The 26266-nt window shown below is 34.4% G+C and carries 26 protein-coding genes and 4 pseudogenes; 23 read left to right on the forward strand and 7 right to left on the reverse strand.

From position 1 onward, the window contains the following. Window positions 1-381 precede the first annotated feature (381 nt). Window positions 382-1530: an SH3 domain-containing protein gene (locus LOK41_RS12205; protein ID WP_241816703.1), complete on the reverse strand. Its 1149-nt coding sequence runs from the start codon at window positions 1528-1530 to the stop codon at window positions 382-384. A gap of 548 nt (window positions 1531-2078) precedes the next feature. Between LOK41_RS12205 and LOK41_RS12210 the strand changes: the two genes are divergently transcribed. The 9 genes from LOK41_RS12210 to pcp all read left to right on the forward strand — a co-directional run bounded on the left by LOK41_RS12210 (window position 2079) and on the right by pcp (window position 9167). Continuing rightward, a complete protein-coding gene (locus tag LOK41_RS12210; RefSeq protein ID WP_241816704.1) occupies window positions 2079-2768 on the forward strand; it encodes a copper homeostasis protein CutC in 690 nt (229 codons plus the stop codon). Between the two features lie 15 nt (window positions 2769-2783). Then, complete coding sequence (lepB, locus tag LOK41_RS12215) at window positions 2784-3338, forward strand: signal peptidase I (protein WP_241816706.1); 555 nt, start codon at window positions 2784-2786, stop codon at window positions 3336-3338. Window positions 3339-3591: 253 nt separating this feature from the next. Beyond that, window positions 3592-4359: an IclR family transcriptional regulator gene (locus LOK41_RS12220; RefSeq protein WP_241816707.1), complete on the forward strand. Its 768-nt coding sequence runs from the start codon at window positions 3592-3594 to the stop codon at window positions 4357-4359. Continuing rightward, window positions 4359-5066, forward strand: coding sequence for a 5-oxoprolinase subunit PxpB (gene pxpB / locus LOK41_RS12225; RefSeq protein WP_174101156.1), 708 nt, complete (start codon window positions 4359-4361; stop codon window positions 5064-5066). Before LOK41_RS12220 ends, pxpB begins: the two co-directional genes overlap by 1 nt. Further along, complete coding sequence (locus tag LOK41_RS12230; protein ID WP_241816708.1) at window positions 5063-6052, forward strand: 5-oxoprolinase subunit C family protein; 990 nt, start codon at window positions 5063-5065, stop codon at window positions 6050-6052. Before pxpB ends, LOK41_RS12230 begins: the two co-directional genes overlap by 4 nt. 14 nt (window positions 6053-6066) lie before the next feature. Beyond that, window positions 6067-6825, forward strand: a complete 759-nt coding sequence (gene pxpA, locus LOK41_RS12235; protein WP_241816709.1) for a 5-oxoprolinase subunit PxpA — start codon at window positions 6067-6069, stop codon at window positions 6823-6825. Window positions 6826-6844: 19 nt separating this feature from the next. Continuing rightward, window positions 6845-7540, forward strand: coding sequence for a DUF969 domain-containing protein (locus LOK41_RS12240; protein WP_174101159.1), 696 nt, complete (start codon window positions 6845-6847; stop codon window positions 7538-7540). A 1-nt stretch (window position 7541) separates the two neighbouring features. After that, on the forward strand, window positions 7542-8504 hold the full coding sequence (locus tag LOK41_RS12245) for a DUF979 domain-containing protein (RefSeq protein WP_241816710.1): 963 nt from the start codon (window positions 7542-7544) through the stop codon (window positions 8502-8504). Between the two features lie 15 nt (window positions 8505-8519). After that, on the forward strand, window positions 8520-9167 hold the full coding sequence (pcp, locus tag LOK41_RS12250) for a pyroglutamyl-peptidase I (protein WP_241816712.1): 648 nt from the start codon (window positions 8520-8522) through the stop codon (window positions 9165-9167). Between the two features lie 746 nt (window positions 9168-9913). Here pcp and LOK41_RS12255 read toward each other — a convergent pair. After that, entirely contained in the window at window positions 9914-10117 is a 204-nt protein-coding gene (locus LOK41_RS12255) for a DUF1657 domain-containing protein (RefSeq protein ID WP_241816713.1), read from the reverse strand. A gap of 281 nt (window positions 10118-10398) precedes the next feature. Continuing rightward, on the reverse strand, window positions 10399-10707 hold the full coding sequence (locus tag LOK41_RS12260; RefSeq protein WP_241816715.1) for a hypothetical protein: 309 nt from the start codon (window positions 10705-10707) through the stop codon (window positions 10399-10401). Window positions 10708-10919: 212 nt separating this feature from the next. Between LOK41_RS12260 and LOK41_RS12265 the strand changes: the two genes are divergently transcribed. After that, window positions 10920-11519, forward strand: a complete 600-nt coding sequence (locus tag LOK41_RS12265; protein ID WP_241816717.1) for a YkoP family protein — start codon at window positions 10920-10922, stop codon at window positions 11517-11519. 104 nt (window positions 11520-11623) lie between these two features. On the opposite strand, the gene LOK41_RS12270 is transcribed toward LOK41_RS12265, so the two are convergent. Then, window positions 11624-12475: a metallophosphoesterase gene (locus LOK41_RS12270; protein ID WP_241816718.1), complete on the reverse strand. Its 852-nt coding sequence runs from the start codon at window positions 12473-12475 to the stop codon at window positions 11624-11626. 181 nt (window positions 12476-12656) lie between these two features. Here LOK41_RS12270 and LOK41_RS12275 point away from each other — a divergent pair, with 181 nt between their 5' ends. The 6 genes from LOK41_RS12275 to LOK41_RS12300 all read left to right on the forward strand — a co-directional run bounded on the left by LOK41_RS12275 (window position 12657) and on the right by LOK41_RS12300 (window position 18310). Next, window positions 12657-13796 carry an MGDG synthase family glycosyltransferase gene (locus tag LOK41_RS12275; protein WP_241816719.1) on the forward strand — a complete coding sequence of 380 codons (1140 nt, stop codon included), beginning with the start codon at window positions 12657-12659 and terminating at the stop codon, window positions 13794-13796. 108 nt (window positions 13797-13904) lie between these two features. Beyond that, the gene (locus LOK41_RS12280; protein ID WP_241816721.1) at window positions 13905-14732 is read left to right on the forward strand and encodes an alpha/beta fold hydrolase; all 828 of its coding nucleotides are present in this window, start codon (window positions 13905-13907) and stop codon (window positions 14730-14732) included. Window positions 14733-15377: 645 nt separating this feature from the next. After that, window positions 15378-15893, forward strand: a complete 516-nt coding sequence (locus LOK41_RS12285) for a DinB family protein (protein WP_241816722.1) — start codon at window positions 15378-15380, stop codon at window positions 15891-15893. Window positions 15894-16787: 894 nt separating this feature from the next. After that, window positions 16788-17648, forward strand: coding sequence for an arylamine N-acetyltransferase (locus LOK41_RS12290; protein ID WP_241816724.1), 861 nt, complete (start codon window positions 16788-16790; stop codon window positions 17646-17648). Window positions 17649-17966: 318 nt separating this feature from the next. Then, window positions 17967-18107, forward strand: coding sequence for a hypothetical protein (locus tag LOK41_RS12295; protein WP_241816726.1), 141 nt, complete (start codon window positions 17967-17969; stop codon window positions 18105-18107). A 14-nt stretch (window positions 18108-18121) separates the two neighbouring features. Further along, window positions 18122-18310, forward strand: a complete 189-nt coding sequence (locus tag LOK41_RS12300) for a hypothetical protein (RefSeq protein WP_241816727.1) — start codon at window positions 18122-18124, stop codon at window positions 18308-18310. 292 nt (window positions 18311-18602) lie between these two features. Here LOK41_RS12300 and LOK41_RS12305 read toward each other — a convergent pair whose 3' ends face one another. Continuing rightward, window positions 18603-19223 carry a DUF2238 domain-containing protein gene (locus LOK41_RS12305; RefSeq protein ID WP_241816728.1) on the reverse strand — a complete coding sequence of 207 codons (621 nt, stop codon included), beginning with the start codon at window positions 19221-19223 and terminating at the stop codon, window positions 18603-18605. Between the two features lie 255 nt (window positions 19224-19478). On the opposite strand from LOK41_RS12305, the pseudogene LOK41_RS12310 reads away from it, so the two are divergent. Then, window positions 19479-19885: pseudogene (locus tag LOK41_RS12310) on the forward strand (DUF2953 domain-containing protein); the annotation flags it as partial. Between the two features lie 149 nt (window positions 19886-20034). Here LOK41_RS12310 and LOK41_RS12315 read toward each other — a convergent pair. Continuing rightward, window positions 20035-20253, reverse strand: a complete 219-nt coding sequence (locus LOK41_RS12315) for a hypothetical protein (RefSeq protein ID WP_174101171.1) — start codon at window positions 20251-20253, stop codon at window positions 20035-20037. Between the two features lie 149 nt (window positions 20254-20402). On the opposite strand from LOK41_RS12315, the pseudogene LOK41_RS12320 reads away from it, so the two are divergent. The 6 genes and pseudogenes from LOK41_RS12320 to LOK41_RS12345 form a co-directional block, all read left to right on the forward strand. Then, window positions 20403-20687 (forward strand): annotated as a pseudogene (locus LOK41_RS12320) (pyroglutamyl-peptidase I family protein); the annotation flags it as partial. A 69-nt stretch (window positions 20688-20756) separates the two neighbouring features. Beyond that, window positions 20757-21476 carry an NAD-dependent protein deacylase gene (locus LOK41_RS12325; RefSeq protein ID WP_241816729.1) on the forward strand — a complete coding sequence of 240 codons (720 nt, stop codon included), beginning with the start codon at window positions 20757-20759 and terminating at the stop codon, window positions 21474-21476. 434 nt (window positions 21477-21910) lie between these two features. Beyond that, on the forward strand, window positions 21911-22189 hold the full coding sequence (locus LOK41_RS12330) for a hypothetical protein (protein ID WP_241816731.1): 279 nt from the start codon (window positions 21911-21913) through the stop codon (window positions 22187-22189). A 277-nt stretch (window positions 22190-22466) separates the two neighbouring features. Continuing rightward, window positions 22467-22874 carry a DUF3942 family protein gene (locus LOK41_RS12335; RefSeq protein WP_174101174.1) on the forward strand — a complete coding sequence of 136 codons (408 nt, stop codon included), beginning with the start codon at window positions 22467-22469 and terminating at the stop codon, window positions 22872-22874. A 299-nt stretch (window positions 22875-23173) separates the two neighbouring features. Continuing rightward, complete coding sequence (locus LOK41_RS12340; RefSeq protein WP_241816732.1) at window positions 23174-25327, forward strand: peptidoglycan D,D-transpeptidase FtsI family protein; 2154 nt, start codon at window positions 23174-23176, stop codon at window positions 25325-25327. 24 nt (window positions 25328-25351) lie between these two features. After that, window positions 25352-25822: pseudogene (locus LOK41_RS12345) on the forward strand (DUF4188 domain-containing protein). 87 nt (window positions 25823-25909) lie between these two features. Here the strand turns inward: LOK41_RS12345 and LOK41_RS12350 are convergent. Beyond that, window positions 25910-26266 (reverse strand): annotated as a pseudogene (locus LOK41_RS12350) (SAM-dependent methyltransferase); the annotation flags it as partial.

Here is a 26266-nt window from a genome sequence, read left to right on the forward strand (position 1 = left end):
TACATGGATATATATGTTAGAAAAGACTATACAATTTTGGTTTCTATATCTTCTTTTTTGTTATGTTCAGGTACGTAGATATACTGGGATACAATAAGAAGAATGCCTATAAAAAATACTGGAAACATACTTGATATAAATAGACCATCAATCTTTAAATTAATGATTAGACAAACGATTATAATGAGTGATGTATATAAATGAGAAATGCGTTTTTTGAATCGTATTTTAAATACTTCTAGTAATATCTCACAGCTTACCAATAAGATGAGAACACTTAAAAAATATATATTGGTATCATAAATAAGGAAACAACAGATCAGGCCGAAAAAAGCTAGATACTCAATGAGTAACGGAATATTACGTAGCATAAGATGTTACCTACCTAACTAAGTAAGGGGGTGGATCAACTGCATTTGTTTTTTCAAAATTCCATTCCCCGTTATGTAATTCAAAATGAAGATGTTGCCCAGTTGAATGACCCGTATCCCCCATCTGACCTAACAGTTGTCCAGCTTGAACGCGATCTCCGACTTGGACAGATCGGTTTTTCATGTGCGCATAAACAGTTGTATATAATTTTCCTTTTATGTAATGAGTGACGAATACGACGTTTCCGTAGCTGCTAGAATAGTAAGATTTGATAACTTTTCCAGTAGCTGCAGCACGAATTGGCATATCTCCAGTTGCCGTAAAGTCGACACCATAATGCATTTGGCCCCATCTAACTTCAAAGTTTGAGCTAACTTGTCCTTGTGTTGGGAATTTAAAAACAGCAGGTATAGAAGGTGAGACTGACTTTTCTTGTTGTTTATTTTGTAATACATACTGCTGTGCAACATACCCATATCCAGAGCCAAAACGAATCTTATACCACGAACCTACTTTACCTACTACTTGTATTTGTGTTCCATTTTGTAAAGAGCCAATAACAGTAGTATTTGTTCCTGCACCACTTCGTACTCTTAATTTAGGAGTTGCAACATAGTAAGAATTATTTTGTATAGTAATGCCTTTAACGGATGGTTGTGAACGATTCGATACAAATTCCTTTTTGACGTATCCTGTTTTTCCGTTGTGAGAGATAAGATACCAGTCATAATGTGTTTCTTGTACGGAGATAAATGTCCCGTTTGGTAACACGTCAAGGATTGATGATTGTAAACTTGGCTTTGAACGAACATTTAAAGCAGTTACATTTACGATATGTTGGTTACGCTGCTCACTTAATTTTGTCAAAGACAAATTAGATTTTTGTATGTAACCAATTTTGTTTTGAGAATTTACCTTGTACCAGTTATGTGTGGTTTCAAGAATAATAACAGGCGAGTTATATGAAATACTTCCAAGGGAATCACTATTTGTTGTATTTCCTTGATATAGTTGGACGTTATCAAGTTTTACATAACCGATTTTTACGTTGCTCTTTGGTTGTACAGCTGTTGTTTGCGTATCTGCTTCAGTAATGGATGGGAAAAGAGAAGCGACTGCGACAGTTGCTACCGTCAATGTTGAAACTTTCATATTCATCGTATAATGAGCCCCCTTGTGTGATTTATTACAAAATTTTGAATTATATTAAAAGAATAACAGAAATATAGGTATTATGGAAATAAAGAAAAGAAATTCATATGTTTCTCAAGTATGTCAAAAGTCCTTTCATAAAAAATCAATCCGCCCCTTTGAGGATCGGACTCAGTTTTCTAAATTTTATAGAAAACTACTGAGGGGAGATCTTTAAGGTGAAACTACCAGATGTCCCGTCGTCATTATATACATTAATAGAATAAAAACCAGGTGATAGCGAGGTAGCGAAAGAGCTTAAATGATTATTCAAACTTTGATTTGGTTGTAATGTTCCGCTTGCTACCGTTTTTTTAAAATATTATCAATTACATATGAATCTTCTCATGTATTTACTAAGCTACTTCATTTATAACCTAGCAAGGCTTTGTTTTATAGGAGTTTGAAAAATCTTTCTTTTTTATCCCTTTTTTCATGTTTTACATGGGAAACCTAGGTTTCTGATTTGTGCTGCGGTATAATAATGTGGAAAAAGTATGAAAAGAGGTAGCTTTATGCTAGAAATCATTGCAACTTGTTTAGAAGATGTGAAACGAATTGAAAAAGCTGGTGGAAATCGAATTGAACTTATTTCAGCATATACAGAAGGTGGGTTAACCCCAAGTTACGCTTTTATAAAACAAGCGGCGAAAGCAGTAAACATACCTATCCATGTTATGATTCGCCCTCATGCTAAATCATTTATATATACAACAGAAGAAATCGAAATGATGAAAGAGGACATACAAATTGCACAAGAACTTGGTGCAGCAGGTGTTGTATTAGGTGTATTGAATGAACAAAATCAAATTGATGAAGAGAAATTAGCTGATTTATTATCTGTTATAGATGGAATGAATGTTACATTTCATCGTGCGATAGATGATGTAGATAATCCTGTTGGTGCAGTTAAAATATTACGCAAATTTAAAAATATAACTCATATTTTAACTTCTGGTGGGCAAGGAGATATAGAAAAGAATATTCCTGTCTTACATGAAATGCAAAGAGTAAGTCAAGGGGATATCCAGCTCATTGTAGGAAGTGGTGTGACAAAAGAAAATATAAAGCGATTATTGAATGAAACAGGAATTTCAGAAGCGCATGTCGGTACTGCAGTTCGAGAGGGGAAATCTTGTTTTGCTGAAATTGATCAAAAATCCGTACAAGATTTAGTGGAATTAACAAAGTCATTATCATGCTAGAGAAGAGGGGAAAAGATGGAGAAAAGTAAGAAAAAAGAAATCATTTCATGGGTTAAAACGATAGGTGTTACAGTAGGAATCGCTTTTATTGTACGTGGTATTCTATTTACCCCTTCACTCGTACAAGGTGAATCTATGATGCCCACTCTAGAAAATAATGAGCGTGTACTTGTAAATAAAATTGGTTTTAATATACAGGGGTTAGAGCGCTTTGATATTATCGTTTTTCATGGAAAAGAAGGACATGATTTAGTGAAGCGAGTAATTGGCTTGCCAGGAGATACAGTTGAGTATAAAAACGATGTATTGTACGTAAATGGAAAAGCGGTCGATGAACCATATTTGGAGGATTATAAGGCCGAAGTACCTAAAGGAACATTAACTCCTGATTTTACACTAGAACAAAAAACGGGGAAAACAAAAGTACCGGAAGGTCAAGTGTTTGTATTAGGAGATAATCGTCAAGTTTCAAAAGATAGTCGCATGTTTGGTTTTGTTTCTGAAGATCAAATTGTCGGAAAAGGTGAAGTGGTATTTTGGCCGTTGCAACAAGTAAGAGCACTGCATTAAAGAGAGAATTTTCATATATGCGTTAAAAAGCATTGAATATTAATTTAAGTAGTTAGAATAACATGGGGAAACAATAGAAATATAGTAAATAGTAAATAGTAAATCGAGTATGAAAGTGCAAAGCTTTTATACTCGATTTTTTATTTTAGAAAAATATTGTTTAAGTAGAAAGAATATTTTATAATTTTAAATTATATATTTGTTTCGAAAAACGGAATTATTGTTCTGAATTTCGGAACTTAGGAGAGTTAAGATGAGTGTAAATAAAACGGCAGTAAAAACGATGGATATTTTAGAACTTTTTTATGAACATGAAGAACTAACGTTAACGGAAATGGTTCATTATACAGGCATGCCAAAAACTTCTGTATACCGTTTAATTGGTTCACTTGAAGAAATGGGTCTTTTACAAAAAACAAAAAGGGGAAGTTATAGGCTGGGATTGGTATTTTTACGATTTGGTCAACTTGTGTCAAAGCGATTATCTGTACGAAATATCGCAAAGCCCTATATGAAAAAACTGAGAGATTCTCTTGGTCAAGCTGTCAATTTAATTATTCAAGATGGTAATGAGGCAATTTATATTGAAAAAATGGATGGCGATCAACCAGTAAGAGTATACACAGAGATTGGAAGGCGGGCACCTTTATATGCAGGAGCATGTCCGCGTATTTTACTTTCATATTTTTCAGAAGACGATCAAATACAGTATATAGAGAAAGTACAATTACAACGATTTGCGGATGGAACGATTGTAGATAAAGAAGAGTTGCAAAACCTGTTACATAAGACGAAAAGAGAAGGATATACGTTAAGCTATTCGGAACTTGAGAATCATACAGCTGCAATTGCAGCACCTATTTTTGCAAGCGATGGTACTGTAATAGCTGGTATTAGTATTTCAGGATTAGAAGTAGAGTATAATGAATCGGCAATTCCAAACTTTATTACAAAAGTAAAAGAAACGGCACACCAAATTTCAAAAGAACTTGGCTGGATTGGTGAAAAGGAAGGGATATGATGAAATTTTCAGCACTAGGGGATCAAGCAGTTGTTGTGACATTTGGAGAAACAATTGATTTGGATATATATGAAAATGTGCAACATTTATACCGTCTATTACAAGAAAATCCGTTCTATGGAATGATTGAGTGTGTACCTTCATTTGCTTCTTTAACAGTATACTATGACGGATATAAAGTGTGGGAGAAAAATGAAAGAAAGGTAATGCCGTATGATTTTATATGTGAATACGTGAAAGAAGTACTTCACAAAAATCAAAATAAGGTGCAACTGCAATACGATTGTATCTCGATTCCAGTTTGTTATGGCGGACAATATGGTCCCGATTTGGAAGAAGTAGCGGCATATCATGAATTAAGTACAAGTGATGTTATTCGCCTTCACAGCGAAGCAACTTATTTTGTATATATGCTAGGGTTTACACCGGGGTTTCCATATTTGGGTGGAATGTCAAAAGAATTAGAGACGCCTAGAAAACAAACACCGCGTTTGCAAATAGCACCAGGTTCGGTTGGGATTGGCGGAAATCAAACTGGAATTTATCCATTAGAAACACCAGGTGGTTGGAATATTATTGGCAGGACGCCTGTTTCTTTATTTCAGCCAACAAGGCAGCCACCTACTTATGTGCAGAGCGGAATGTATTTACGTTTTATCCCAATAACAGAGGAAGAGTTTCTAGCTATGGAGGGAGCGAGGGAATGAATGTCGAGGTTTTACATGCAGGGATGTTTACAACGGTTCAAGATTTAGGAAGGTACCACTATCAACAATACGGTGTACCTGTTGGCGGTGCGATGGACCAGGCGGCATTAAGAATGATCAATATGTTAGTTGGAAATGAAGAGAATGAAGCTGGACTAGAAATTACAATGATGGGGCCGAAATTACTTATCAAAAAAACAACATTACTTGCAATTGGCGGCGCGAATATGGAGCCGTTGTTAAACGGAGAACCAGTTCCATTATGGCGACCAATATTAGCGAAAGAAGGGAGTATGCTTTGCTTTGGAAAGGCGCCGCTTGGATGCCGGACATATGTAGCATTTGCTGGTGGAATCCATGTTGCAAGGAGTATGGGAAGTAAAAGTACATATGTAAAAGCAACAATAGGTGGAATAGAAGGGCGAGCATTGAAAAAGGGGGATCTGTTTCAAATTGGTACACCGTCAAACTTTGGTGCGAGTATGATTCGAAATTTGATAGAGGAAGAAAGAATCGTAGCGCACTGGGGTATATGTAACCATGTTTTACCTACATATAGTCGTAATCCAAAGATTCGAGTTCTTCTAGATTTTGAATGGAATCATTTTAAGGGTGAAAGTTTAGAAGCATTCTTTACACAAGAATATAAAATCTCGAATTACGCTGACCGTATGGGCTATCGGTTAGAAAGTGAGGAATTAAAAAGAATCGAACAGTCCGATATTTTATCAAGTGCAGTTACGTTTGGAACAATCCAAGTGCCGTCTGGGGGCCATCCAATTATTTTAATGGCGGATAGACAAACGACAGGGGGATATCCGCGAATTGGCAATGTGATATCTGCTGATTTACCGATTCTTGCACAATTGAAACCAGGCGACTATGTCACGTTTACAAAGACTTCTATAACAGAAGCGACAGAACTTTACATAGAGCAAGAACAAAATATGAATTTATTAAAGAAATTTATCGCGTTACAAGCTTAAAGGAGGAATAGAATATGGTTACCGTTGATTTAAACTGCGATTTAGGAGAAGGTTTTGGCGCATATCAAATTGGAAACGATGATCAAATCCTTCCATTTGTTTCATCAGTAAATATTGCATGTGGTTTTCATGCTGGGGATCCAACTGTTATGCGTCAAACTGTAGAAAAAGCATTGAGAAATAATGTGGAAATCGGTGCTCACCCTGGCTTTCCAGATTTATTAGGGTTTGGAAGAAGAATGATGCGCGTCTCACCAGATGAAGTATATGACTATGTTTTATACCAAATCGGAGCATTAGATGGTTTTGTGAGGGCGGCAGGAGGAAGGTTGCATCATGTAAAACCGCACGGCGCACTTTATAATATGGCGGCGACAGATCAAGAGATTGCAGAGGCAATTGTAAAAGCGGTTCATCATATGGATCCAAATCTATTTCTTTATGGATTAGCGAATAGTGCATTCGTGCAAGCTGCTAACAAATACGAAGTAAAGCTGATTCAGGAAGCATTTGCAGATCGTACATATCAACGGGATGGAACATTAACGAGCCGAACAGAAGAAAATGCACTTATTACAAATGAAGAGGAAGCGATTCAGCAAGTGCTTCAGATGGTGCAAAAGGGAAATGTACAAGCTATTGATGGAAACAATGTACCGATACATGCACAAACCATTTGTATACATGGTGATGGAGAGAAAGCAGTATCATTTGCGGAAGAAATATACAGAATATTACAACTCAATAATATTTCTGTTTGTGCACCAAAATAGGAGAAGGGGAGATACGTAGATGCTGAAATTAATTGGAATATTGCTTGTAGCGGTTGGCTTTTTATTTCGTCTGAATACGTTACTAGTTGTAATGGTTGCGGGCATCGCAACGGGAATGATCTCAGGGATGAGCTTTCATGATGTGATTAGTATGTTTGGAAAGTTTTTTATTGAAAACCGATATATGTCTATGCCGATTTTATTAACACTTCCTGTCATTGGAATACTAGAAAGATATGGATTAAAGGAAAGAGCGGAAGCGTTAATAACGAAATCGAAAGGTGCTACAACAGGAAGAGTACTTATGTCATATTTCGCGATTCGTGAAGGATCAGCGGCAGTAGGACTGAACATTGGTGGACATGCACAAACAGTAAGACCGCTAGTTGCACCGATGGCAGAAGGGGCTGCGCAAGGCCGTTATGGAAAACTTCCAGAAAAATTGAGAGAAAAGATCAAAGCGAATGCAGCGGCAGCTGAAAATACAGCATGGTTTTTCGGCGAAGATATTTTTATCGCAACAGGAGCAATTTTATTAATGAAAGGATTCTTTGATTCTGTAGGAATGCATGTTGGTGTATGGGATATGGCACTTTGGGGAATTCCTACGGCAATCTCAGCTTTTATTGTAAGTTGGATTCGTTTTAAACAGTTTGATAAATATATTGAAAAAACGATGAAAAAAGAAGAGAACGAAAAAAGAGAGGCGATATAAGATGAATATTATTACACTGGATACAATCTATTATTTATTAGGTATTATCGTTGCCTTTGTCGCAATTCGTGTCGCTTTTGATCGTCAGCATCCGAATCGTTTTGGTTCAAGCTTATTTTGGGCATTATTTTCTATCACATTTTTATTTGGGAATATCATTCCATCTTTTTATATCGGTTGTATCGTATTAGCGATGGTCGTTTTAGCATCGTTGAATAAAGTAATGAAATCAAATGAAAAAGAAGCGCCTACTGAAGAGAGTGTGAAACATGCAGAGAAATTAAGAAACAAAATATTCATGCCTGCTATTTTAATTCCTATTTTTACGATTATTGGTACGTTAACTTTAGGAAAGTTAAAGTTTGGAAATGTATCTCTCGTTGATCCTGATAAAGTCACATTAATTGCATTAGCGCTTGGCGCATTGCTCGCTTTCGTAGCGGCAATGGGAATCACAAAAGCAAAAATAACAGCACCAGTGCAAGAGGGAAGCAGATTATTACAAGCTGTCGGCTGGGCAGTCATTTTACCACAAATGTTAGCGGCCCTTGGCGGTATTTTCGCAAAATCTGGTGTGGGTCAGGTTGTATCTGATTTAGTAGGACAAGTATTGCCGACAGAATATCCATTTGTTGCTGTTATGGCATATTGTTTAGGGATGATGTTGTTTACAGTTGTAATGGGCAATGCATTTGCGGCATTTGCTGTTATTACGGGCGGGATTGGTTTACCGCTTATTGTGCAAATGCACGGTGGTAACCCAGCGATTATGGCAGCGCTTGGAATGTTTGCAGGGTATTGCGGGACATTGTTAACGCCAATGGCAGCGAATTTCAACATTGTACCAGCGATGCTATTAGAATTAAAAGATAAAAATGCGGTAATTAAAGCGCAAGTACCAATTGCGGTTACTATTTTTGTGATTAATATGTTTATCATGTACGGGCTTGTATATCGATTTTAGTAAGGAGTGGGAAAGATGAAAACAGTATTGTTAACGGGTTTTGAACCTTTTGGTGGAGAGGAGATTAATCCTGCATGGGAAGTTGCAAAACAACTTGACGGTCAAGCGATTGGAGATTACAAGATTGTTAGTAAACAAGTTCCGACTGTGTTTCATAAATCATTACAAGTATTAGAGTCCTATATAGAAGACGTTCAACCAAACCTCGTTGTTTGTATTGGCCAAGCTGGAGGACGCCCAGACATTACAGTGGAACGTGTAGCAATTAATGTGGATGATGCAAGGATTCCTGATAATGAAGGGTATCAACCTGTAGATGTACCTGTGATTGAAGAAGGGCCAGTTGCGTACTGGTCTACACTTCCGATGAAAGCGATTGTGAAAAAACTTCAGGAAGAAGGCATACCGGCTTCTGTTTCGCAAACGGCAGGTACATTTGTTTGTAATCATCTCTTTTATGGGTTGATGCATATGTTAGCAAAAAGCGAAAATGTAGTTCGAGGCGGATTTATACATATTCCGTTTTTACCAGAACAAGCAAGTAGTCATCCAGGGCAACCGAGTATGTCATTGCCTGTTATTACAAAGGGAATTGGATTGTTAATCCAAGTCGCATTAGAAGTAGAAAATGATATTGTAGCGTGCGGCGGGGCAACACATTAAACAAATTGTAAATAAAGGTGGGAATTTACAAGTAGAAGATTATACACTTGGTACAATTGCTTGTAGCTTATAAAAAGTATGTACAAAATTATGATTAATTATAGAAAAACATTAATGGTTCGGCAGACAACGTCTTAAGCTGTCTGCCGGGTAAAGCGTTTAAAGCGAAGATTGCCAGTTTGAATAGACTACAACCGCAGCCCAAGCGGATTAAGGATAGTATGTGTAGATATTTACACAATATACAAAATTCTTCTTTTGAGCTTGGTAGACAACGATATGAGGTGTCTGCTTGTGGGTTTCATGAGTTTAACGTGAAAACTAATTGTCTTCCTAGTTTTAAAAAGAGTGAAGCCGCTAGTTCAACCGGTTTAGGAAGAGTATGTGCAGACTTCATAAAAATATGGTAAGAGAAATAAAAATGTCTATTCTACAAACAGTACAGAGCACTATATAAAAGTGCTCTGTGGAAAGCAAGCGCTATAAGTAAAACATTCTATACGATAAAATGTCTGGTTCATTCAAATGTGAAAAAAGTTGGTGTTTTTAATGTTGATAATAGCTAACAAAAAGAAATTGGAGTTTGCTTACTGTTATATAATATACAGAAAATTTATTATTTCTTGGTTTATTTTTATTACCTGAAGAAAAAGAATGAAACTGAAGCATCTTTTTTTAAATACTTTCCAGATATATAAATCTAACCATTATACGACTTATACCAAAGATTTGGAGATTACTTAGTTTTATTGATTATACTGAGGTTCCTCTTGTTGAACCTCCTGAACACGTGGTTCTAAAGAATCAATAATTGTCTGTGTTTGCTGAGCTGCATTTTGATACAGTTGTTTTGCTGACTGATTGTCAGTATCAAGAACAAACCCTTCTAAACATGCTTGAGCACTTTTTAATCCAGAAATAGTTTGTTTAAGCTTAGTAATTACTGTCATAATTGAATTCCTCCCTATAATCATGGATTCAATATTTAGAGTATACATTTTCTACCCAAAGTATGATTTCTAAATTTTGGGTATCTTGATAGAGCGAATATATTGAATAAGCGTTTAAAAATATTAAACGAACCGTACAAGATAAGCTATGTTATTGGTTATCAACAACAAAGTGAAGTTGTAATAAAAAAGGGAAAAATCTATTCGACGCAACTGTGGAGTCACTAAGAATAATAAAAAAACTCGTGACTAAAAAACGAGTTTTTTATTATTCACGATAGTTATTGGTTTTGAGTACCTTGCTTTTTTTGACTGTTAGGCGTAATTTCATCAGCAAATTCCATATTTGCCAAGTTTACTTTGGATGGAATAAATGTTCTTGTTGTATTTTGAACACCTTGGAACAAACGTTGGATAGGTCTCATCATATTTGCATTACGTGCTGCTACTACACTAAAAACTGTTCCTAATCCTAGTAAAGAAACCCAAATCCATCCTCTATTATTCCTTCTATTTCTAAACAAATTAAACATTTGCTGCGTTCTTCTACCAGAATTGAATAATGACATCAAGAAGTTAAGAATATTCATTTTTTGCCCCCTGTAAAAATAATTAGGAAAAAGAAACACTAAGTTCAATTTCACATGATTTATGTTGCAATATTTTATAGAAATTTATGATGCCAACTTATACTAATCCTTCTTGATTTTTCTTACTAAAATCCCTAAGATTCCCTAAATATTTTTAATAAAAATATGCAAAATAGTTTTATTAAAAATTTAAAAAGGGAAATGAAAACAAAATGAAAAGTTATGTATTATTGGTTTGGAATTTTCTTGATCCGATATATTATAAATTCACTCGCTTAACTTATATTCATAACGAAATTTACAAGGAAAATATTTTACGCGTAAGACTCACTCGTTACAAGGGGAAACATGTTACTCTTTCTGACGGTACACAAATCAATAAGAATGATATCTTGGTTAAAATTCATTTACATAATGTGCGTTTAATCAATGAAATGAAGTCCGTTAAAAATGACATTACAAAAGGGCGATTTATTTATCAACATGTTAAAAAGTCCTTACCTAGTCTTGGGGCATATATTCAAAATCATTCTAGGGGAGATGAGATTAAAGGGATAATTGGAATTTCAATGTTAAACAGAGGAGCTGACCGATTAGGTTTTGAATTTGTTTCTATTTCTAATCCTTTTTATAAATGGTTTAAATGGTTAGCATTTTTACCAATATGTTTATTATCTAATAACGATTCGATTTTCAAAATGATAAAGAACAGTATATCTACCTCACCAAAATATTTATTTATGTCTAAGGAGAATTTATTACACATATATAAGTGTGAAGTTCGAGATGAAATTGCTAAAAGAAAATGTTAATCGCATTTGTTAAAAAGTCAATGCGATTTTATATACTGCATTCAAAATAATTTGACAATAAGATGTAAAGGCTGTTAACTAAGTCCGTTAACAGCCTTTACATCTTATACTGCAGGAAGTTCGCTACTCTTAACTGTTGATATTGATAGTTGATGCAATGTAATTTCTGGTCGACTTCCAACTCGAATATTTACTGCCGTTTGACCTAGCCCTTCACTAATATAAAAAGGTTTTCCATCTTGCATATGAAGTCCTTTTATAACGTTCATTCTTGCAAGCTTACCCATTTTTGCAAGATGATAGGCTTTTGGATAACAAATTTGGCCACCATGGAAATGACCAGCTAATAAATAATCAAAAGGATATTCTTTCATATGGAGCACAATGTTCGGATCATGAGTTAATACTAAATTTGTTCCCGATTTAACTCCTCGATAAGAAGCTATTAAATCACTGCGTTTCGTACTAAAATCATCAACACCAATAATATTTACAAGTTTATTTTGAACGTAAATAACATGGTTTTCATTTTGCATAACCTTGCAACCATATTGTTCAAGTATTTCTTTTAATTTTTGTAAGTCCTTTTCACGTAATACATAATCATGGTTCCCAAAAACAGCATATATACCATGCTTTGCATGTAATTGACTTAATACCTCTAAATATGGAGCAAGTTTAGAAATTGTACGTTTTCGGTCAAGGAAATCCCCAGTAAGTGCAATCAAATCAATTGATTCATCTTTTAGCTTTTCATAAAGCTGAACTGGGGAAATAGATATATTTTCGAGATGCATATCGGAAAGGTGTAGAATATTTAGTATCGGATCATGCACGTGGGTTTGCTTTTGATTTATTTGAACTTTATTTATCATGACATCGGTTGTGTTTTTGTGAGCTTTTTTAAATAGATAGAAGAGAATAATAAATAAAACGGATAGTAATAAAATTTTCAATCACATCACTCCTTCTATAAAAATTATACATGAAAAAACCTGTCATTTTGTATGTAATTTATGGAACGAAATCCATCGTAATTTATTCGAAATAGTTGCCAGAATAGAAAAAAAGAAGTGCCACATAATAATAGAAATGAATGAAAAGACGCATCGTTAAGTGTACTTCAAGAGGTGATTTATGGAGAAACATTCAACACAAAAGACTATCTTGTTTTTGCCATTTTTGCAGATTCCATCAGGCCATCATCAAGTTGCACATGCATTAATAGAAGGAATACAAAAGGATCAATTCAATATAAAATGTGATCTAGTGGATATTCTCTCGTATAGTTACGGAAGAATAGAAGCATTGGTTTCAAATGTGTATTTAAAATGGATTAAAGAATTCCCTGATTTTTATAATTGGATATACAAAAACTCTGTTTACAAAAATGTCGAAGAGAACAAACGTTATCGATTATATGAACTTCTGTTTGTACCATTCATGAGAAAATTAATAAGGGATAAACAACCAGATCTAATCATTTGCACTCATGCTTTACCTTCATATGTATTAAACTATTTGAAAGAAAAAGGTGAATTGAAAACGCCAGTTATAAATGTATATACAGATTATTTCATTCATAGTTGTTGGGGCATTAAAAATATTGATTTTCATTTTGTACCGTCTCATCATATGAAGGGATTTTTAAAAAACAAAGGAATAAGTAATGAAAAAATTTTTATAACAGGAATTCCTATTCATAAAAAGATAAAAAAACAAAAAGAGCATATAGTAAACTTTACTTCTTCTGCATTGTCAGTTTTAATTACCGGAGGAAGTTTAGGGGTTGGGGCAATAGAAGATTTAATTCACAAAATAGGAACGGAAACAAAAATTCACTTTTATGTGTTATGCGGGAAAAATGACAATTTATATCAAAAGCTTCAACAATTACAGCGAGATAACATAACACCTTTAAAATATATTACATGTAGGGAAAAAATGAACAAACTCTATGATCAAATAGATGCAATCGTTACAAAACCTGGGGGAGTAACAATAAGTGAAAGTTTATTTAAAAGAAAACCTATTTTTATTTATCATGTACTACCAGCGCAAGAAGAAATTAATTTACAACAACTAAAAAAGTTAGGTGTGATTTTCTATTTAAATAAATGGAAAGATGAAAAAGAGACACTTGAGGAACAAATAAATTCATTTTTTCAAAACAAAAATCAGGTCCAACGTTATCAGGAACGTATAACAGAATATCATCGACAGCTTATTACGAAAGAGCCTTCACAAATTATAAAAGAAGTAATAACGAATAGATAACGCAAAGATACTCACATCAATTTTTATTATGCATCATTATTTTGAAAGTTACTTTTTTCTTTAGAGAAGAGTTGGGAATGATTTCAGATTGTTGAGGTGATTACATATATGCCAATGTTGAACGTGGACGGTAGTAGTCTGTATTATACCGTTAAGGGAGAAGGAGTTCCTATTGTTTTTATTCATCCTCCTGTACTCACTTGTATGAATTTTGAGTACCAAATAGAGGAATTATCCCAAAAGTTTAAAGTGATTGCTTTTGATATTAGAGGACATGGAAGGAGTCAGTATTCAAAACAACCGATAACCTATCCACTGATTGCAGAAGATATTAGACGTTTATTGGATCATTTAAAAGTCGAAAAAGCGTTCATGTGCGGGTATTCAACCGGAAGCTCTGTCGCATTAGAATTTTTGTTAACTTACGTGGAAAGGACATTAGGTGGGATTCTAATCGGTGGAATGTCAGAAGTGAGGGATGGATATCTAAAGAATAAGATTTCACTAGGTGTGAAGCTAGCGAAAGCAGGGGCAGTTTCATTTCTAGCATTGTCTATTTCATGGGGCAATTCAAACACACATAAATTGTTCAGAAAGATGTTTAAAGAGGCTCGAAAAGGAAATGCCGAAAATTTTGAGCAGTATTATCGTTACAGTTTGCATTATAATTGTACCAGCCAACTTAGGAATATTCAGCTTCCGGTTTTGTTAGTTTATGGTAAGAAAGATAAAACATTTTTTGGTCATGCGAAATTACTGCATGAAAAATTACCATGTAATGAATTGAAATTTATTAATAACGTAAAGCATCAAATTCCTACAAAAGCAGCGAAGGATTTAAATGAAATGATTAAGCAGTTTGTTTTTATCCATACAGAGATGAATAGGGAAGAAACTTTTTCTTTACCAGTAAAAGAGTTGATGTCTCAAGAATAAAGTGAAAATTCCAACGGTGGAGAGTCGGCATTTAGCAAAAATATGCGAAGTGACGCCTCCACCTATCTTTTGGATTCTTTCGTTTTTACACGAGATTTAGAATAGTCTCCATCAAAGTAGTGTACAATTTCATCCTAATGATAATGAAATATTATTTATTTGAGAAGGGGATTCGTTTTCCGTATATCATACTCCGAATTTTGAAGGCGATATCCCGAGAAAATTAAAAATAACCATTTTTAATTTAAAAAATAGAAAGTGCTAGTAATATAAAAGAGATTAGAAAAAGCGTACCCCCCCGCCAATTTAAAGGCGGGTTTTTTATTACAAAAAATCAACATTAAACATTAACCGATCTAATAGATAAAAATTCATCTTAGCTTGATGGGCATACGGTAGTACCCATAAATGTTGTATAATAAAGTTTTATAATTTGTAAAAAAGTTAGATAATTTAAAACAAAGTTTGATAAAACCCAGTATAATAGGTTTTTCTTTTGACCCTTTAACTTCATCTGGAATGTTCAATTAAAGGGTCAGTTTGTAGAGGATTTTAACAGGTTTTTTTAGAGTTATTATTTAAATAAGGATTTTGAAGTCTTTTGGTGAATATTAAATGTTAATCTAAAAGATGGAGGTTGTTGTGATGTTGAAACTGTTTCAATATAACTGGCAAGTTCGTGATGATTGGTTTACATTGTGCGAAGACATACCGGATGAAGAACTATTAAAGAAACGGTTCGGTGGGTTCGGCGGTATCCTACATACCCTATTTCACATTGTAGATGTGGAATACATGTGGATCTTAGGTTTGCGAGGTGAACCAGTGCCTGAGGAGCCATTGTTTGAAGATTATGCTAGCTTACAAAAAGTGAAGAATCTTTCAGCTCAATACCACGAGAAAGTGAAGCCATTTGTGACATCTTGGACAAATGAAATGGATTCTCGGAAACTTTCAGAACCTGATTTCAATGAAGAACCGATTAGCTCTAGAGACGCACCAATCAGGCGCCGAGTCATTGAATGTACACACGGAGAGATCATACGTCATGTTATTGTCCACGAAATCCACCATATCGGCCAGTTATCTATATGGGCACGTGAAATAGGAAAGGAGCCTGTTTCCGCAAATCTGAGAGGAAGAGGGCTATTCGATAATTAGACTGCCTTTGCCAATTTCACAATCGGGCGCTTTAATGGCACAAGGATCAAGAAATGATTAAACTTATGTATAAACGAATGGTTTAATTGAATATATTTAAAGCGTGTTTTGATCAATCTTTTTTTCAAAACACGCTTTTTCTATTTACTATTTTATCAAGGTTTATAGAGTTAATTTAATCAAACTTTTTTTCAAAGCTACAATAAAGAGGGAGATTTACGGGATTTTGATGTGGTTGAATTCTTATAAGTATTGGAATAGTACGCTAACGCGATGAAACTCTAGCTAGAAAAAACGATCCATTTGAATCATATTGTAATGAAACGAAACAAAAGTGGTACAAGCAATCTAAAAAGAGCAGCTCGCATAAGCTAACTGCTCGGCCCAGGGAGAAATAAGTTTAGGTAAGGTACTACAAAATTGGATTGTGGCTATTCACCAGCCTATCTATAGTATGGACGGGATTTGGAATATTATGCAGAAGGGGAAAGGAAATACTTTAAGCTGTCTCGACACGTCACTCACTTGTCCAGCAATTTTATTATTTGTTACTGTTTGGTTTTGTTGGTTATCCAATACTTTTCTAATCTCACTGAGTTGCATATTTAATTGTTTGCATTTCTCAATGATTTTCATTCTACATAGAAATGCAATTGTTTTTTGTATATCTTAGTCGTAATTTTAGTGTTAAGCATATAACGGTGGTAATTAGTATACTTATATTAAGAAATTAAATTTATCTAATTGGTTTGGATTGACTTGTAAAGGGGATGGGGAATTAAAAACAAGAGACCTTCTTACAATATTACAAAAAGAATATTTTTATAGAATTCTCCCAAATTAATAGATAAATTTTCAATGAATCAAACGATTGAAAAAGGAGAGTGTTAATAAGTGATTGAACAGAAACAATTACCTCAATGGGCAATTAATTACTTGCACTATATTCAAATTCCGATTCAAGAACCTTCACATGAGTATTTAAAAGAAATTTGCATCGCACATCTAAATCGTATTCCCTTTGAGAATATTAGTACGTTATTGCATTTCAAAGAATATCACAAGAAAGGTAAGCTCGTACAAGATGAAGAAAAGTTTGTAAATCAGCTCGTTCAGCATCATATGGGCGGAACGTGTTATATGATTAACAGCAGTTTTCATAAGTTGTTGAACCAGCTTGGTTTCCACAGCCGTTACGCTCTTTTAGGCGGAGGTCATGTTGCGCTACTCGTTCGCCTTCCGAATGAAAAAGAAGAAGTGTATGTCGACTGTGGAAACAGCGCACCCTTTTTCGAGCCGGTTCGATTGGAAACGGATTATGGTAATGTGTCACAATATGGTGGGATTGAAGTAAGGATACGTCCGGGAGGAGAACCGGGAACGTACACGTATTACAGGTATGTGGATGGTAAATTACTCACTGAATTGATTTGGTCTTTCGACACAAAGAAAACGTACCGATTTGATGATTTTCAAACAGCAATAAAAAAGTATTTTCAGCCTAATGACTTATTTACGTCCAGTTTACGCTGTCAAATCTGGCAATTAGACCAAAAGCGATCGCTGTCTTTGGTTAATAATGTATTAAATATACGGGATAATAACGGGAACGTTGAGAAGCACAAATTAAACAGCAGTAACGACATTCGAGAAGTGATTGAGTATGAGTTTAAGCTTCCTAAACTGCCAGTAGAAGATGCTATAATGGTTCTCCAGGAACTTGGTGTTGACATATTTGAGGATTCGAAAGAATGAACGGTCTTTTCCACCTAGAGGTTGTTTTGGAAGGATGCAACATAAAATCTGTCAAGTAAACCATAAATAAGTGTAATTAAGCGACGTTCTTTCCTCAATACTCAATTAGGGAAAGTTACATTTTTATGAAACCGAACGAGGAGCAAAAATGCACCACAACACATTACATAAATAAGCGAAACGGAAACAAAATAAAATCTTCGAATAAAAAAGTCGATTCTTTGTAAGAATCCTTTATCTTAAAAAACATAGAAAATCCAATGATGATCGGAATTAAGGAAGCTATAAATATGATTTGATAGTGATCTTGTTCATGCCGTGTTTACAGGAATCAGTTTGTTAAACAGGAAGGAAGCTAGTCTTGGTAAGACCATTCTATCACAAGCAGTGTATGTTGATGGTAGTGGTATAGGTGGCATTGGAAATATCGCTTTACGAGACCGTACAATACTGTCTTAAGAGGATTTGTGTATATGCGTGAGTTAGAAGTATTAATGAAAAAGTTAGAAAATGTTGTTTTTAAGCGTATATCATCCTTGTTAAATGAGGGAATTGTGAATTGGTCACAAATAAAACAGACTCTTGTAGAAGTATTAGAACCATTTTTGTTCTCAGAAACTGGTCGGCGTCCAATGATTCTTCCAATCATTATGGAAGTGTAAGAAAAGGAAAAACAAGTTTTGGTATTTTTCAACATATATTAGTGTTAAGAGCTAAGATGAATTTATATCCATATTATGCAAAAGATGCTATTCTCTTTGTAGAAATATACATAAAGAATAGCGTTTTTTCGTTATGAGAATACAAACCAATCTTAGCTTGATGAGGATAGAGAAGAACTTCTATAAGTATTATTAATAAACATTATTGAAATGAAAATAGTTTTTTATGTACATTAAGGTATATAACATGATTTAGTTTCATTGCTAAACAGATTCCTCTATATTCACCCTTTTATTCATTCTTTTTTAACAACCCATTATGTAGTGTTGAAAGGGTGAGTAATGCGAGAATCGAACCCACTAAGGCAAGCGACATATCCCACTGTGCATCCCAAACGTCGCCTTGTGTACCTAAAAAGTCTTTAGCTGCCGTTCCTCCCTTTGTTATTTTAAATGCGATCCATTCGATGATTTCGTATAATGCAGCGATAGCCAGTGAAATACTTATACTAATCGTCACTAGCCAAGAGCCTTTGGTTAGTTGAGTTTTCCGTAATAATATTTCTCTTATTACAATTGTAAACAAGCCTTTTATCAAATGTCCAAATCGATCGTAGTGATTTCGATTTAAATCAAAAACATCTTTTACCCAATTAAAAAAAGGAACTTTTGAGTATGTGTAATGACCGCCGACGAACATTATAATAGCTAGTATTGCAATAATGATATAAGAGAGAGTGGTAAAGCGAAACTTATTATACATTGCAATTATAATGATTAGACCGAGAACGGCAGGAATAGCTTCCGCTGCCCATGTCGAGTATCTTGCAGGCTTAATAACAGACCATATAAAAACTGCGGTAACAACCAATAATAAAAATAGATGCATCATTTTATTTTTGTCTCTTATCACTTTTCTCACTCCTATTGAAAGGCTTTCTGCTTAAAGTATTTGAATAAACGCAGTTTCGTATACAGAGTACTTAGAGCCGTTTGCCTTAGTTTACACGAATGGATATGGAGTGAAAGGATGATAGGGATAAAGTGGCTTGGAATCGGAGTTGTTCTATTGCTTATTTTGTTTATATTGTTATCGAAAATATCGTTGAAAGCTACTTTCTTATATTCAGAAATGGAAAAACAGTGTTTGCTACAAGTCAAAATATAGGTGATTCGATATACGTTTGATGTGTTAGAAAGAATGGAAAAACAGAAAAAAGACTGGACAAAAAATTGAAAAAGCAGAAGAAGAAGAGTGCGGTATTGAAAATAAAGTAATGGCACAGCTTGATAGCATTGGAGAGATAGTAAAAAGTTGTAAGAGATTTATTCTACAATCAAAAAATTTCTAAAAAGAGTGAAAATCAATGGAGATGGTATTCACAAATTGAAACAGGGGACGCAGCTAGTACGGGAATCGTAACAGGGTTTGCATGGTCTACAAAAGGAATGATTGTCGGGATTGTTGGAGAATATATGCATATTATTGATATACCAGAGCTTGAAATTACGCCTATGTTTCAAGGGAAAGGTTTTGCATCTAAGTGTGAATTAACGGCGTCATTTCGCATTTATCCCGCATTAATGGGCAGTTTATCTCCCACCTCAAAATTCGGCGGGAGCAAAGATGTTAGGTGGGAGATAAACTGCCCGTAAAAACCCGATTGGTGAGGGCTAATAATCAGTGGGGGATGAAGAAAACCCCCACTGATTAAAGTTTCACTTTATTGTGACTGTTGAGCTGACTGTGTTTGAAGGGACGATTGTACTTGACTTACAAGAGTTTGAGCTTGAGCTATTTCAGTTGAAGCTTGTTTTAAAGCTTCTTCACATAGTAGTTGATCTGCAGCAGATTGTTCAATTGCTTGTGTAATAAGTCCTTTAGAAAGGGATACTGCTGCTTGTGCTTTTTTTAATTGGTTAGTATCAATTTGTTGTGGCATTTTTTGTTTCCTCCTATATTGCATTTTTTTTACTCTTATATGATTTTCTTCTGTATCATTTTTTATGTGCATTTTTCATATATCTTAAGCTTTTGAAAGCTGGAAATTTCTTTTCGGTTTGAAGCATTTGCAATTTCTGATTAGTTACTGTGAAAAAACTTCGTGAAGAAGGAATACCAGCTTCTGTTTCGCGGACGGCAGGTACATTTGTTTGTAATCACCTCTTTTATGGATTGATGCATATGTTGGTCAAAAGTGAAAAAGAAGTTCGTGGCGGCTTTATACATATTCCGTTTTTACCAGAACAAGCAAGTGGTCACCCTAGGCAACCGAGTATGTCACTGCCTGTTATTACAAAGGGAATTGAATTGTTAATACAAGTCGCATTAGAAGTAGAAAATGATATTGTAGAGTGCGAGGGCACAACACATTAAGCAAAAATACAACGCCTGCTATGGTCAAATGTTATAATATAGGAAGAAATATTCATAGAGGTGAAAGCAATGCAACAATATGAGGAAGTTCGTTCTGTTCTAGAAAAAGCAAATAAGATTACAGTATTAACGGGTGCTGGTGCAAGTACGGAAAGTGGGATTCCAGATTTTCGCTCAGCAAATGGACTGTATGCAGATGCAAAAGTAGAAATGTACTTATCAAGAGGATATTATAACCGAAGCCCAAAAGAGTTTTGGAAACATTATAAAGAAATATTTCAAATCAATACGTTTCATCAATATAAACCGAACCGTGGGCATGAGTTTTTAGCAGGTTTAGAAAAAGAAGGAAAAGATATCACGATATTAACACAAAATATCGATGGTTTACATCAATTAGGTGGTAGTAAACACGTTATCGATTTACATGGCACACTCCAAACAGCCCATTGTCCAAAATGTAAAACGAAATATGATTTACAATATATGATTGATCATGAATTGCCACGATGTGAGGCTTGTAATTTTATTCTAAATCCAGATGTCGTTTTATATGGTGATACATTGCCACAATATCAAAATGCAATACAGCGTTTATATGAAACGGACGTATTACTTGTGATGGGAACTTCATTAAAAGTGCAGCCAGTTGCATCGTTTCCGCAAATTGCGAAAAGAGAAGTTGGGGCAACGACTATTTTAGTGAATGAAGAGTTAACGGGGCAAGAGTATCATTTTGATTATGTCTTCGAGCAGAAGATTGGGCAGTTTGTTGAGTGTTTTAAATGATATAGGAAAAAATGAGATAAGAGGAATTTATCTTAAGTTTTGTGTTAACCCTATGGTACGAGTGGTTTTAACTACTGATTAAAGCCGCTTTCATATTTAAAGAAAATAAAAGAAAATACAAATGAATAATCAACATTTGAGGGCATTGAATATGTAAAGGGAAGCACTTTTCCTATATATAACCAACGTCCTTTTTTATATAGGAAGATATCTATTAACATATACTTTTACTTTTATAAATTTCTTAGTATATAGATGTTGATTTAAAGTGAATAAGATAGAAAGTTAAAAAATTTAAGGAGTATTTTGTAAATACCAGGATAGAAAGATAATTTAAAAACTAGCATAAGTTATTCTATGGAGCTATCAAAATATGTGTAGTATAAATTTTGTTTTTCCGTTGTACAATTATCTGTGATAATAGGGGGATTGTTGTGGATATAACTAAAACTATAGCGAGGATAACAATTGATGGGAAAGAAATTTCGTTTATTTCAGTGGGAACTTCCGCCTGGGATAATGGACCAGTAAATGATTTAATTGTTTCAAAGAAGGATCGAATCAAGGAGTATTACACACTTCTATGGTCACAACAAATAGTGGCAATTGTAATACATTTTCTTCGTGGTGCGGTTCAAGTGAAATTTGCTAAAGTCGTTGGAATCACAGATGGTCCAACGGGAGAGTATATATATCATTTTTCTTGGGGGTAAAAAACGAATTCAATATTTCAGTGTGTTTAACTTCGATTAATAAATTAAGTAGTATCAATGTTCTTAGGCGCTACCGTGATCGGTACAGCGTCTTATTATTTATTGGGGAAGAAGTAAATGAATTGGATTAATAAATGAAGATAAGCTTTTGAGAAAAGGGCAATTGATGCATGGTTGCTCTTTTTATTTACTTTTAATGGGAACTTGTTTTTCACTATGATACAATTGTATTAATTAATAATTCTGATATTAAACGTAGAAAGGAGTGTCAGAAAAAGTGAGTTTCCCAGATGAATTTGCAATAAAAATAAAAGAATATTTAGAAGACGAGAAGGATAAAAAAATTATCAAGAACGGGCACAGAGATGTAATCTATCAATATTTATATGAATTAGAAATTAAGATAGGTTTTATAAAGAATCCTAATTTCAATTTTTTTACATCTGGTAGACGTACGCATATAGTAATAGAAAATATTGAATTTAAAACGGAAGTACATACTGAAAATAATATAATTGAAATCACAAAAATTGTTGATGAAGTAGTTACTCCTCTTGATACAATTATTGTAAAAGATGGAGAATTGTTCGCTTTAGGTCGTAATGAAAAATTTACGACAGAGATCTTAGAAGACTATCTGCGTGAAACATTTAGTAAAAAGTTAGGACTATCACTAGATCACTAATTAATTATTTTAAAGCATTCCTTATGGAGTGCTTTTTATTATGTGAAAATTACATGGGTGGTCTAATGGGAGGAATTTATCTCGGTTTTTCATTAGGAATTTAAATTTTCTTAATTTTCTTTATAAATGCTGTAAATTATATTATCTATGTGCTTTAATATTATTAATAGAGAAGATTTTTATATCCAAATAAAAAAGTGTGATTTTATTTTTGCTATTTGTAAGCAATCATTTCCTGCTGGTTTAAGTTTCACTTGATGAAATGAAACTATTTTAAATGATATAGAGAGGAAAGCGAAATGAAAAAGAAGGAACAGAAAAAGAAACGGAAAAAGAAAACCCATATTCCCTTCCGATTAAATGTGTTATTTTTCTTTGTATTTCTTATGTTTTCAACTGTTATTATTCAGTTAGGTAAGGTTCAAATTATTGATGGTGAAACGTACAAAAATCAAGCTGAGAAAAAGGAAGAAAAAACAGTAAGTACTCCCGTTACGCGCGGTAAAATTTTTGATCGAGAAGGCTCCCCTATTGTTGATAATAAGCCATTAAGAACAATTACATATACAAAGATGAAAGATGTGAATGCGGAACAAATTTTACAGACGGCCAAACAACTTGCTGGGATGATTGAAATGCCGCAAGAGGCTATGGATAAGTTAACAGAAGTAGATAAGAAAGATTTTTGGATGCAATTACATAAGAAGCGAGCAATGGCAAAAGTAACGAAGGAAGATGAACAGAAGTTAAGGGCCAACAAATTAAAGGGGAAAGATTTTGATAAAAAGGTAGAAGAACTGAGAAGAGAACGTATTACAGCAGAAGAGTTAAATGAACTTACACGACAAGATATAGAAGTGCTAGCAATTAAAAGTAAAATGAATGCAGGTTACAATATGATTCCTAAAATCATAAAAAAGGACGTAAAGCCGGAAGAATTTGCGGTGGTTAGTGAAAGGTTAGCAAACCTTCCAGGTGTGGATACAACCGTCGATTGGGAACGTGAATATCCATATGATAAAATACTTCGTTCTGTACTTGGAAATGTTTCTAGTGCTGATGAAGGATTGCCGAAAGAACAGTTAGATTATTATTTAGTTCGGGATTATAACCGTAATGATCGTGTTGGAAAGAGCTATATTGAAAAGCAGTATGAAGATGCGCTGCATGGCGTAAAAGCACAATCAAAAAATATTACCGATAAGGAAGGAAATATCGTTCACACGGAACAAATTGTAAAAGGGAAAAGCGGTAATAATTTAATGTTAACGATCGATATGGAATTACAGAAGAGAGTGGAAGAAAGTATTGAAAAAAATTTAATGGCATTTAGAGGCGCAGAGCCTATGATGGATCGTGCTTTTGTAGTCATAATGAATCCTAAAAATGGACAGCTGTTATCCATCTCAGGAAAAAAACTAGTAAATAAAGATGGAAATATACAAGTAGAAGATTATGCACTTGGTACAATGACAAGCTCGTATGAATTAGGCTCAACAGTAAAAGGAGCTACTTTATTAACGGGTTATCAAACGGGTGCAATTCAACCATTTACTCATTTTTACGATGCGCCGATGACATTTAAGGGAACAACAAAAGCAAAGAAATCATGGGAAAATTTTGGTGATATCGATGATGTCAGAGCCCTGCAAGTATCTTCTAACGTATATATGTTTAACACCGCTTTAAAGATTGCGGGGATAGATTACGTACCGAATAGTCCGTTAAATATTAAACAAGAGACTTTTAATAAAATGCGTTACCACTTCGGACAATTTGGTTTAGGAGTTCCAACAGGTATTGATTTACCAAATGAAACAGCGGGACAAAGGGGGAGAAAAGATCATACACCAGGATTTTTACTTGATTATTCAATCGGTCAATATGATACGTATACGCCTCTTCAGCTTGCGCAATACATTTCGACGATTGCCAATGGTGGTTATCGTATGAAACCACAAATTGTACAAGAAATTAGGGAGCAACCGAATAAAGAGGGTGATATTGGAAAAGTCGTTCAATCGATGAAACCAGTCATTTTAAATCGCGTAGATATGGATATCTCTTATATCAATCAAGTGAAAGAAGGATTTAGAAAGGTATTTCAAGAAACGGATGGAACAGGTGTAGCCCATTTTCAAAATCTTCCTTATAAGCCTGCGGGCAAAACAGGAACAGCAGAAACGGTATATGGTGGCGATAGTGATGTAGGTAAAGATGGAAATGGTGATCGAAAAAGATGCTATAACCTCACTTTAGCAGGCTATGCCCCTTATGACGCGGAAGCAGAAGTTGCATTTTCTGTCGTTGTCCCATGGGTGAACGATGATAAATCAGGGATTAATTCTAAAATTGGAAGAGAAATTTTAGACGCATATTTTGATTTGAAAGTGAAAAAATTTGGTGGGAATCCCGTCCCTGTAGTACAGCCGAATCCAAATAAACCGCAATAAATGATCTTTGAAGGGGGAGTTTGTTTGGGCAAGAGAATTTATAATGGTAGATATATTGCAAACGCTGAGGAGAGCTTTGTCTTATTTATTATTGGGATGCGTATAAATAAAATATTATCTTTCACGAAATGGATTCCCGTATTTAAAGCCATGGGGCCAATGATAAAAGAATTATATCAAAATCCTGAATTAGGTTTTCTACATACCGAATTCCTATTTAGTTGGAGGGGCGTAACACTTATCTAATATTGGAGGAGTTTTGAAGATTTAGAGGCATACGCTTATGGAAAAACACACGCTGTTGCTTGGAAAAATTTCAATACGAAAATAAAAAATAATGGCAGTGTAGGAATATATCATGAGACTTATAAAATCCAAAAAAATGCATCAGAGGCTATCTATAATAATATGCCGAAGTTTGGGCTTTCCAATGCCTTTTCTCATACTCCAGTATCTACAAACACAAATACAGCAAGGGAAAGAATGAGGGAGTAGGTACAAGTGCTAACAACTTTGATTTATGATCTTGCAAAAAAGAGTCCTAATAGGTAAGGAAACATACCTATTAGGACTCTTTTTATTTTATACATTTTGAGTCTTAATCATAAAGCGATGTTGTTTTGCATCAAAATACCCTTTTTGCAAGATAATCTGATGTATCTTATATAATTCATTTATATATGTTTCAGTTTTGAAATCAGGTACTTGCCATGGAATTGCTTTTAAATAATAGACGAGAGCGCGGATATCATAAAACCTTTGAACAGGAAACTCTTCTTTATATGTTAAAACTTTAAAACCATGTTGCTGGAGTTCGTTTAGAGCTGTTTCTAACTTCCAATTTGTAAATTCAGGATTGAGTGGTGCCCCTAGTGCTTCATTGATTTCTGCACAATCTAGACTACCTACTTGCTGCGTAAGAAAGATACCATTTGGAGA

It is taken from the genome of Bacillus sp. TL12 (assembly GCF_022625245.1).
In the GTDB taxonomy this organism is placed as follows: Bacteria; Bacillota; Bacilli; order Bacillales; family Bacillaceae_G; genus Bacillus_A.

Excerpts from the sequence above, each read along its gene's own strand:
- LOK41_RS12205 (WP_241816703.1), bottom strand. The coding sequence starts at position 1,530 with ATGAATATGAAAGTTTCAACATTGACGGTAGCAACTGTCGCAGTCGCT.
- LOK41_RS12210 (WP_241816704.1), top strand. The coding sequence starts at position 2,079 with ATGCTAGAAATCATTGCAACTTGTTTAGAAGATGTGAAACGAATTGAA.
- lepB (WP_241816706.1), top strand. The coding sequence starts at position 2,784 with ATGGAGAAAAGTAAGAAAAAAGAAATCATTTCATGGGTTAAAACGATA.
- LOK41_RS12220 (WP_241816707.1), top strand. The coding sequence starts at position 3,592 with ATGAGTGTAAATAAAACGGCAGTAAAAACGATGGATATTTTAGAACTT.
- pxpB (WP_174101156.1), top strand. The coding sequence starts at position 4,359 with ATGAAATTTTCAGCACTAGGGGATCAAGCAGTTGTTGTGACATTTGGA.
- LOK41_RS12230 (WP_241816708.1), top strand. The coding sequence starts at position 5,063 with ATGAATGTCGAGGTTTTACATGCAGGGATGTTTACAACGGTTCAAGAT.
- pxpA (WP_241816709.1), top strand. The coding sequence starts at position 6,067 with ATGGTTACCGTTGATTTAAACTGCGATTTAGGAGAAGGTTTTGGCGCA.
- LOK41_RS12240 (WP_174101159.1), top strand. The coding sequence starts at position 6,845 with ATGCTGAAATTAATTGGAATATTGCTTGTAGCGGTTGGCTTTTTATTT.
- LOK41_RS12245 (WP_241816710.1), top strand. The coding sequence starts at position 7,542 with ATGAATATTATTACACTGGATACAATCTATTATTTATTAGGTATTATC.
- pcp (WP_241816712.1), top strand. The coding sequence starts at position 8,520 with ATGAAAACAGTATTGTTAACGGGTTTTGAACCTTTTGGTGGAGAGGAG.
- LOK41_RS12255 (WP_241816713.1), bottom strand. The coding sequence starts at position 10,117 with ATGACAGTAATTACTAAGCTTAAACAAACTATTTCTGGATTAAAAAGT.
- LOK41_RS12260 (WP_241816715.1), bottom strand. The coding sequence starts at position 10,707 with ATGAATATTCTTAACTTCTTGATGTCATTATTCAATTCTGGTAGAAGA.
- LOK41_RS12265 (WP_241816717.1), top strand. The coding sequence starts at position 10,920 with ATGAAAAGTTATGTATTATTGGTTTGGAATTTTCTTGATCCGATATAT.
- LOK41_RS12275 (WP_241816719.1), top strand. The coding sequence starts at position 12,657 with ATGGAGAAACATTCAACACAAAAGACTATCTTGTTTTTGCCATTTTTG.
- LOK41_RS12280 (WP_241816721.1), top strand. The coding sequence starts at position 13,905 with ATGCCAATGTTGAACGTGGACGGTAGTAGTCTGTATTATACCGTTAAG.
- LOK41_RS12285 (WP_241816722.1), top strand. The coding sequence starts at position 15,378 with ATGTTGAAACTGTTTCAATATAACTGGCAAGTTCGTGATGATTGGTTT.
- LOK41_RS12300 (WP_241816727.1), top strand. The coding sequence starts at position 18,122 with ATGCGTGAGTTAGAAGTATTAATGAAAAAGTTAGAAAATGTTGTTTTT.
- LOK41_RS12315 (WP_174101171.1), bottom strand. The coding sequence starts at position 20,253 with ATGCCACAACAAATTGATACTAACCAATTAAAAAAAGCACAAGCAGCA.
- LOK41_RS12325 (WP_241816729.1), top strand. The coding sequence starts at position 20,757 with ATGCAACAATATGAGGAAGTTCGTTCTGTTCTAGAAAAAGCAAATAAG.
- LOK41_RS12340 (WP_241816732.1), top strand. The coding sequence starts at position 23,174 with ATGAAAAAGAAGGAACAGAAAAAGAAACGGAAAAAGAAAACCCATATT.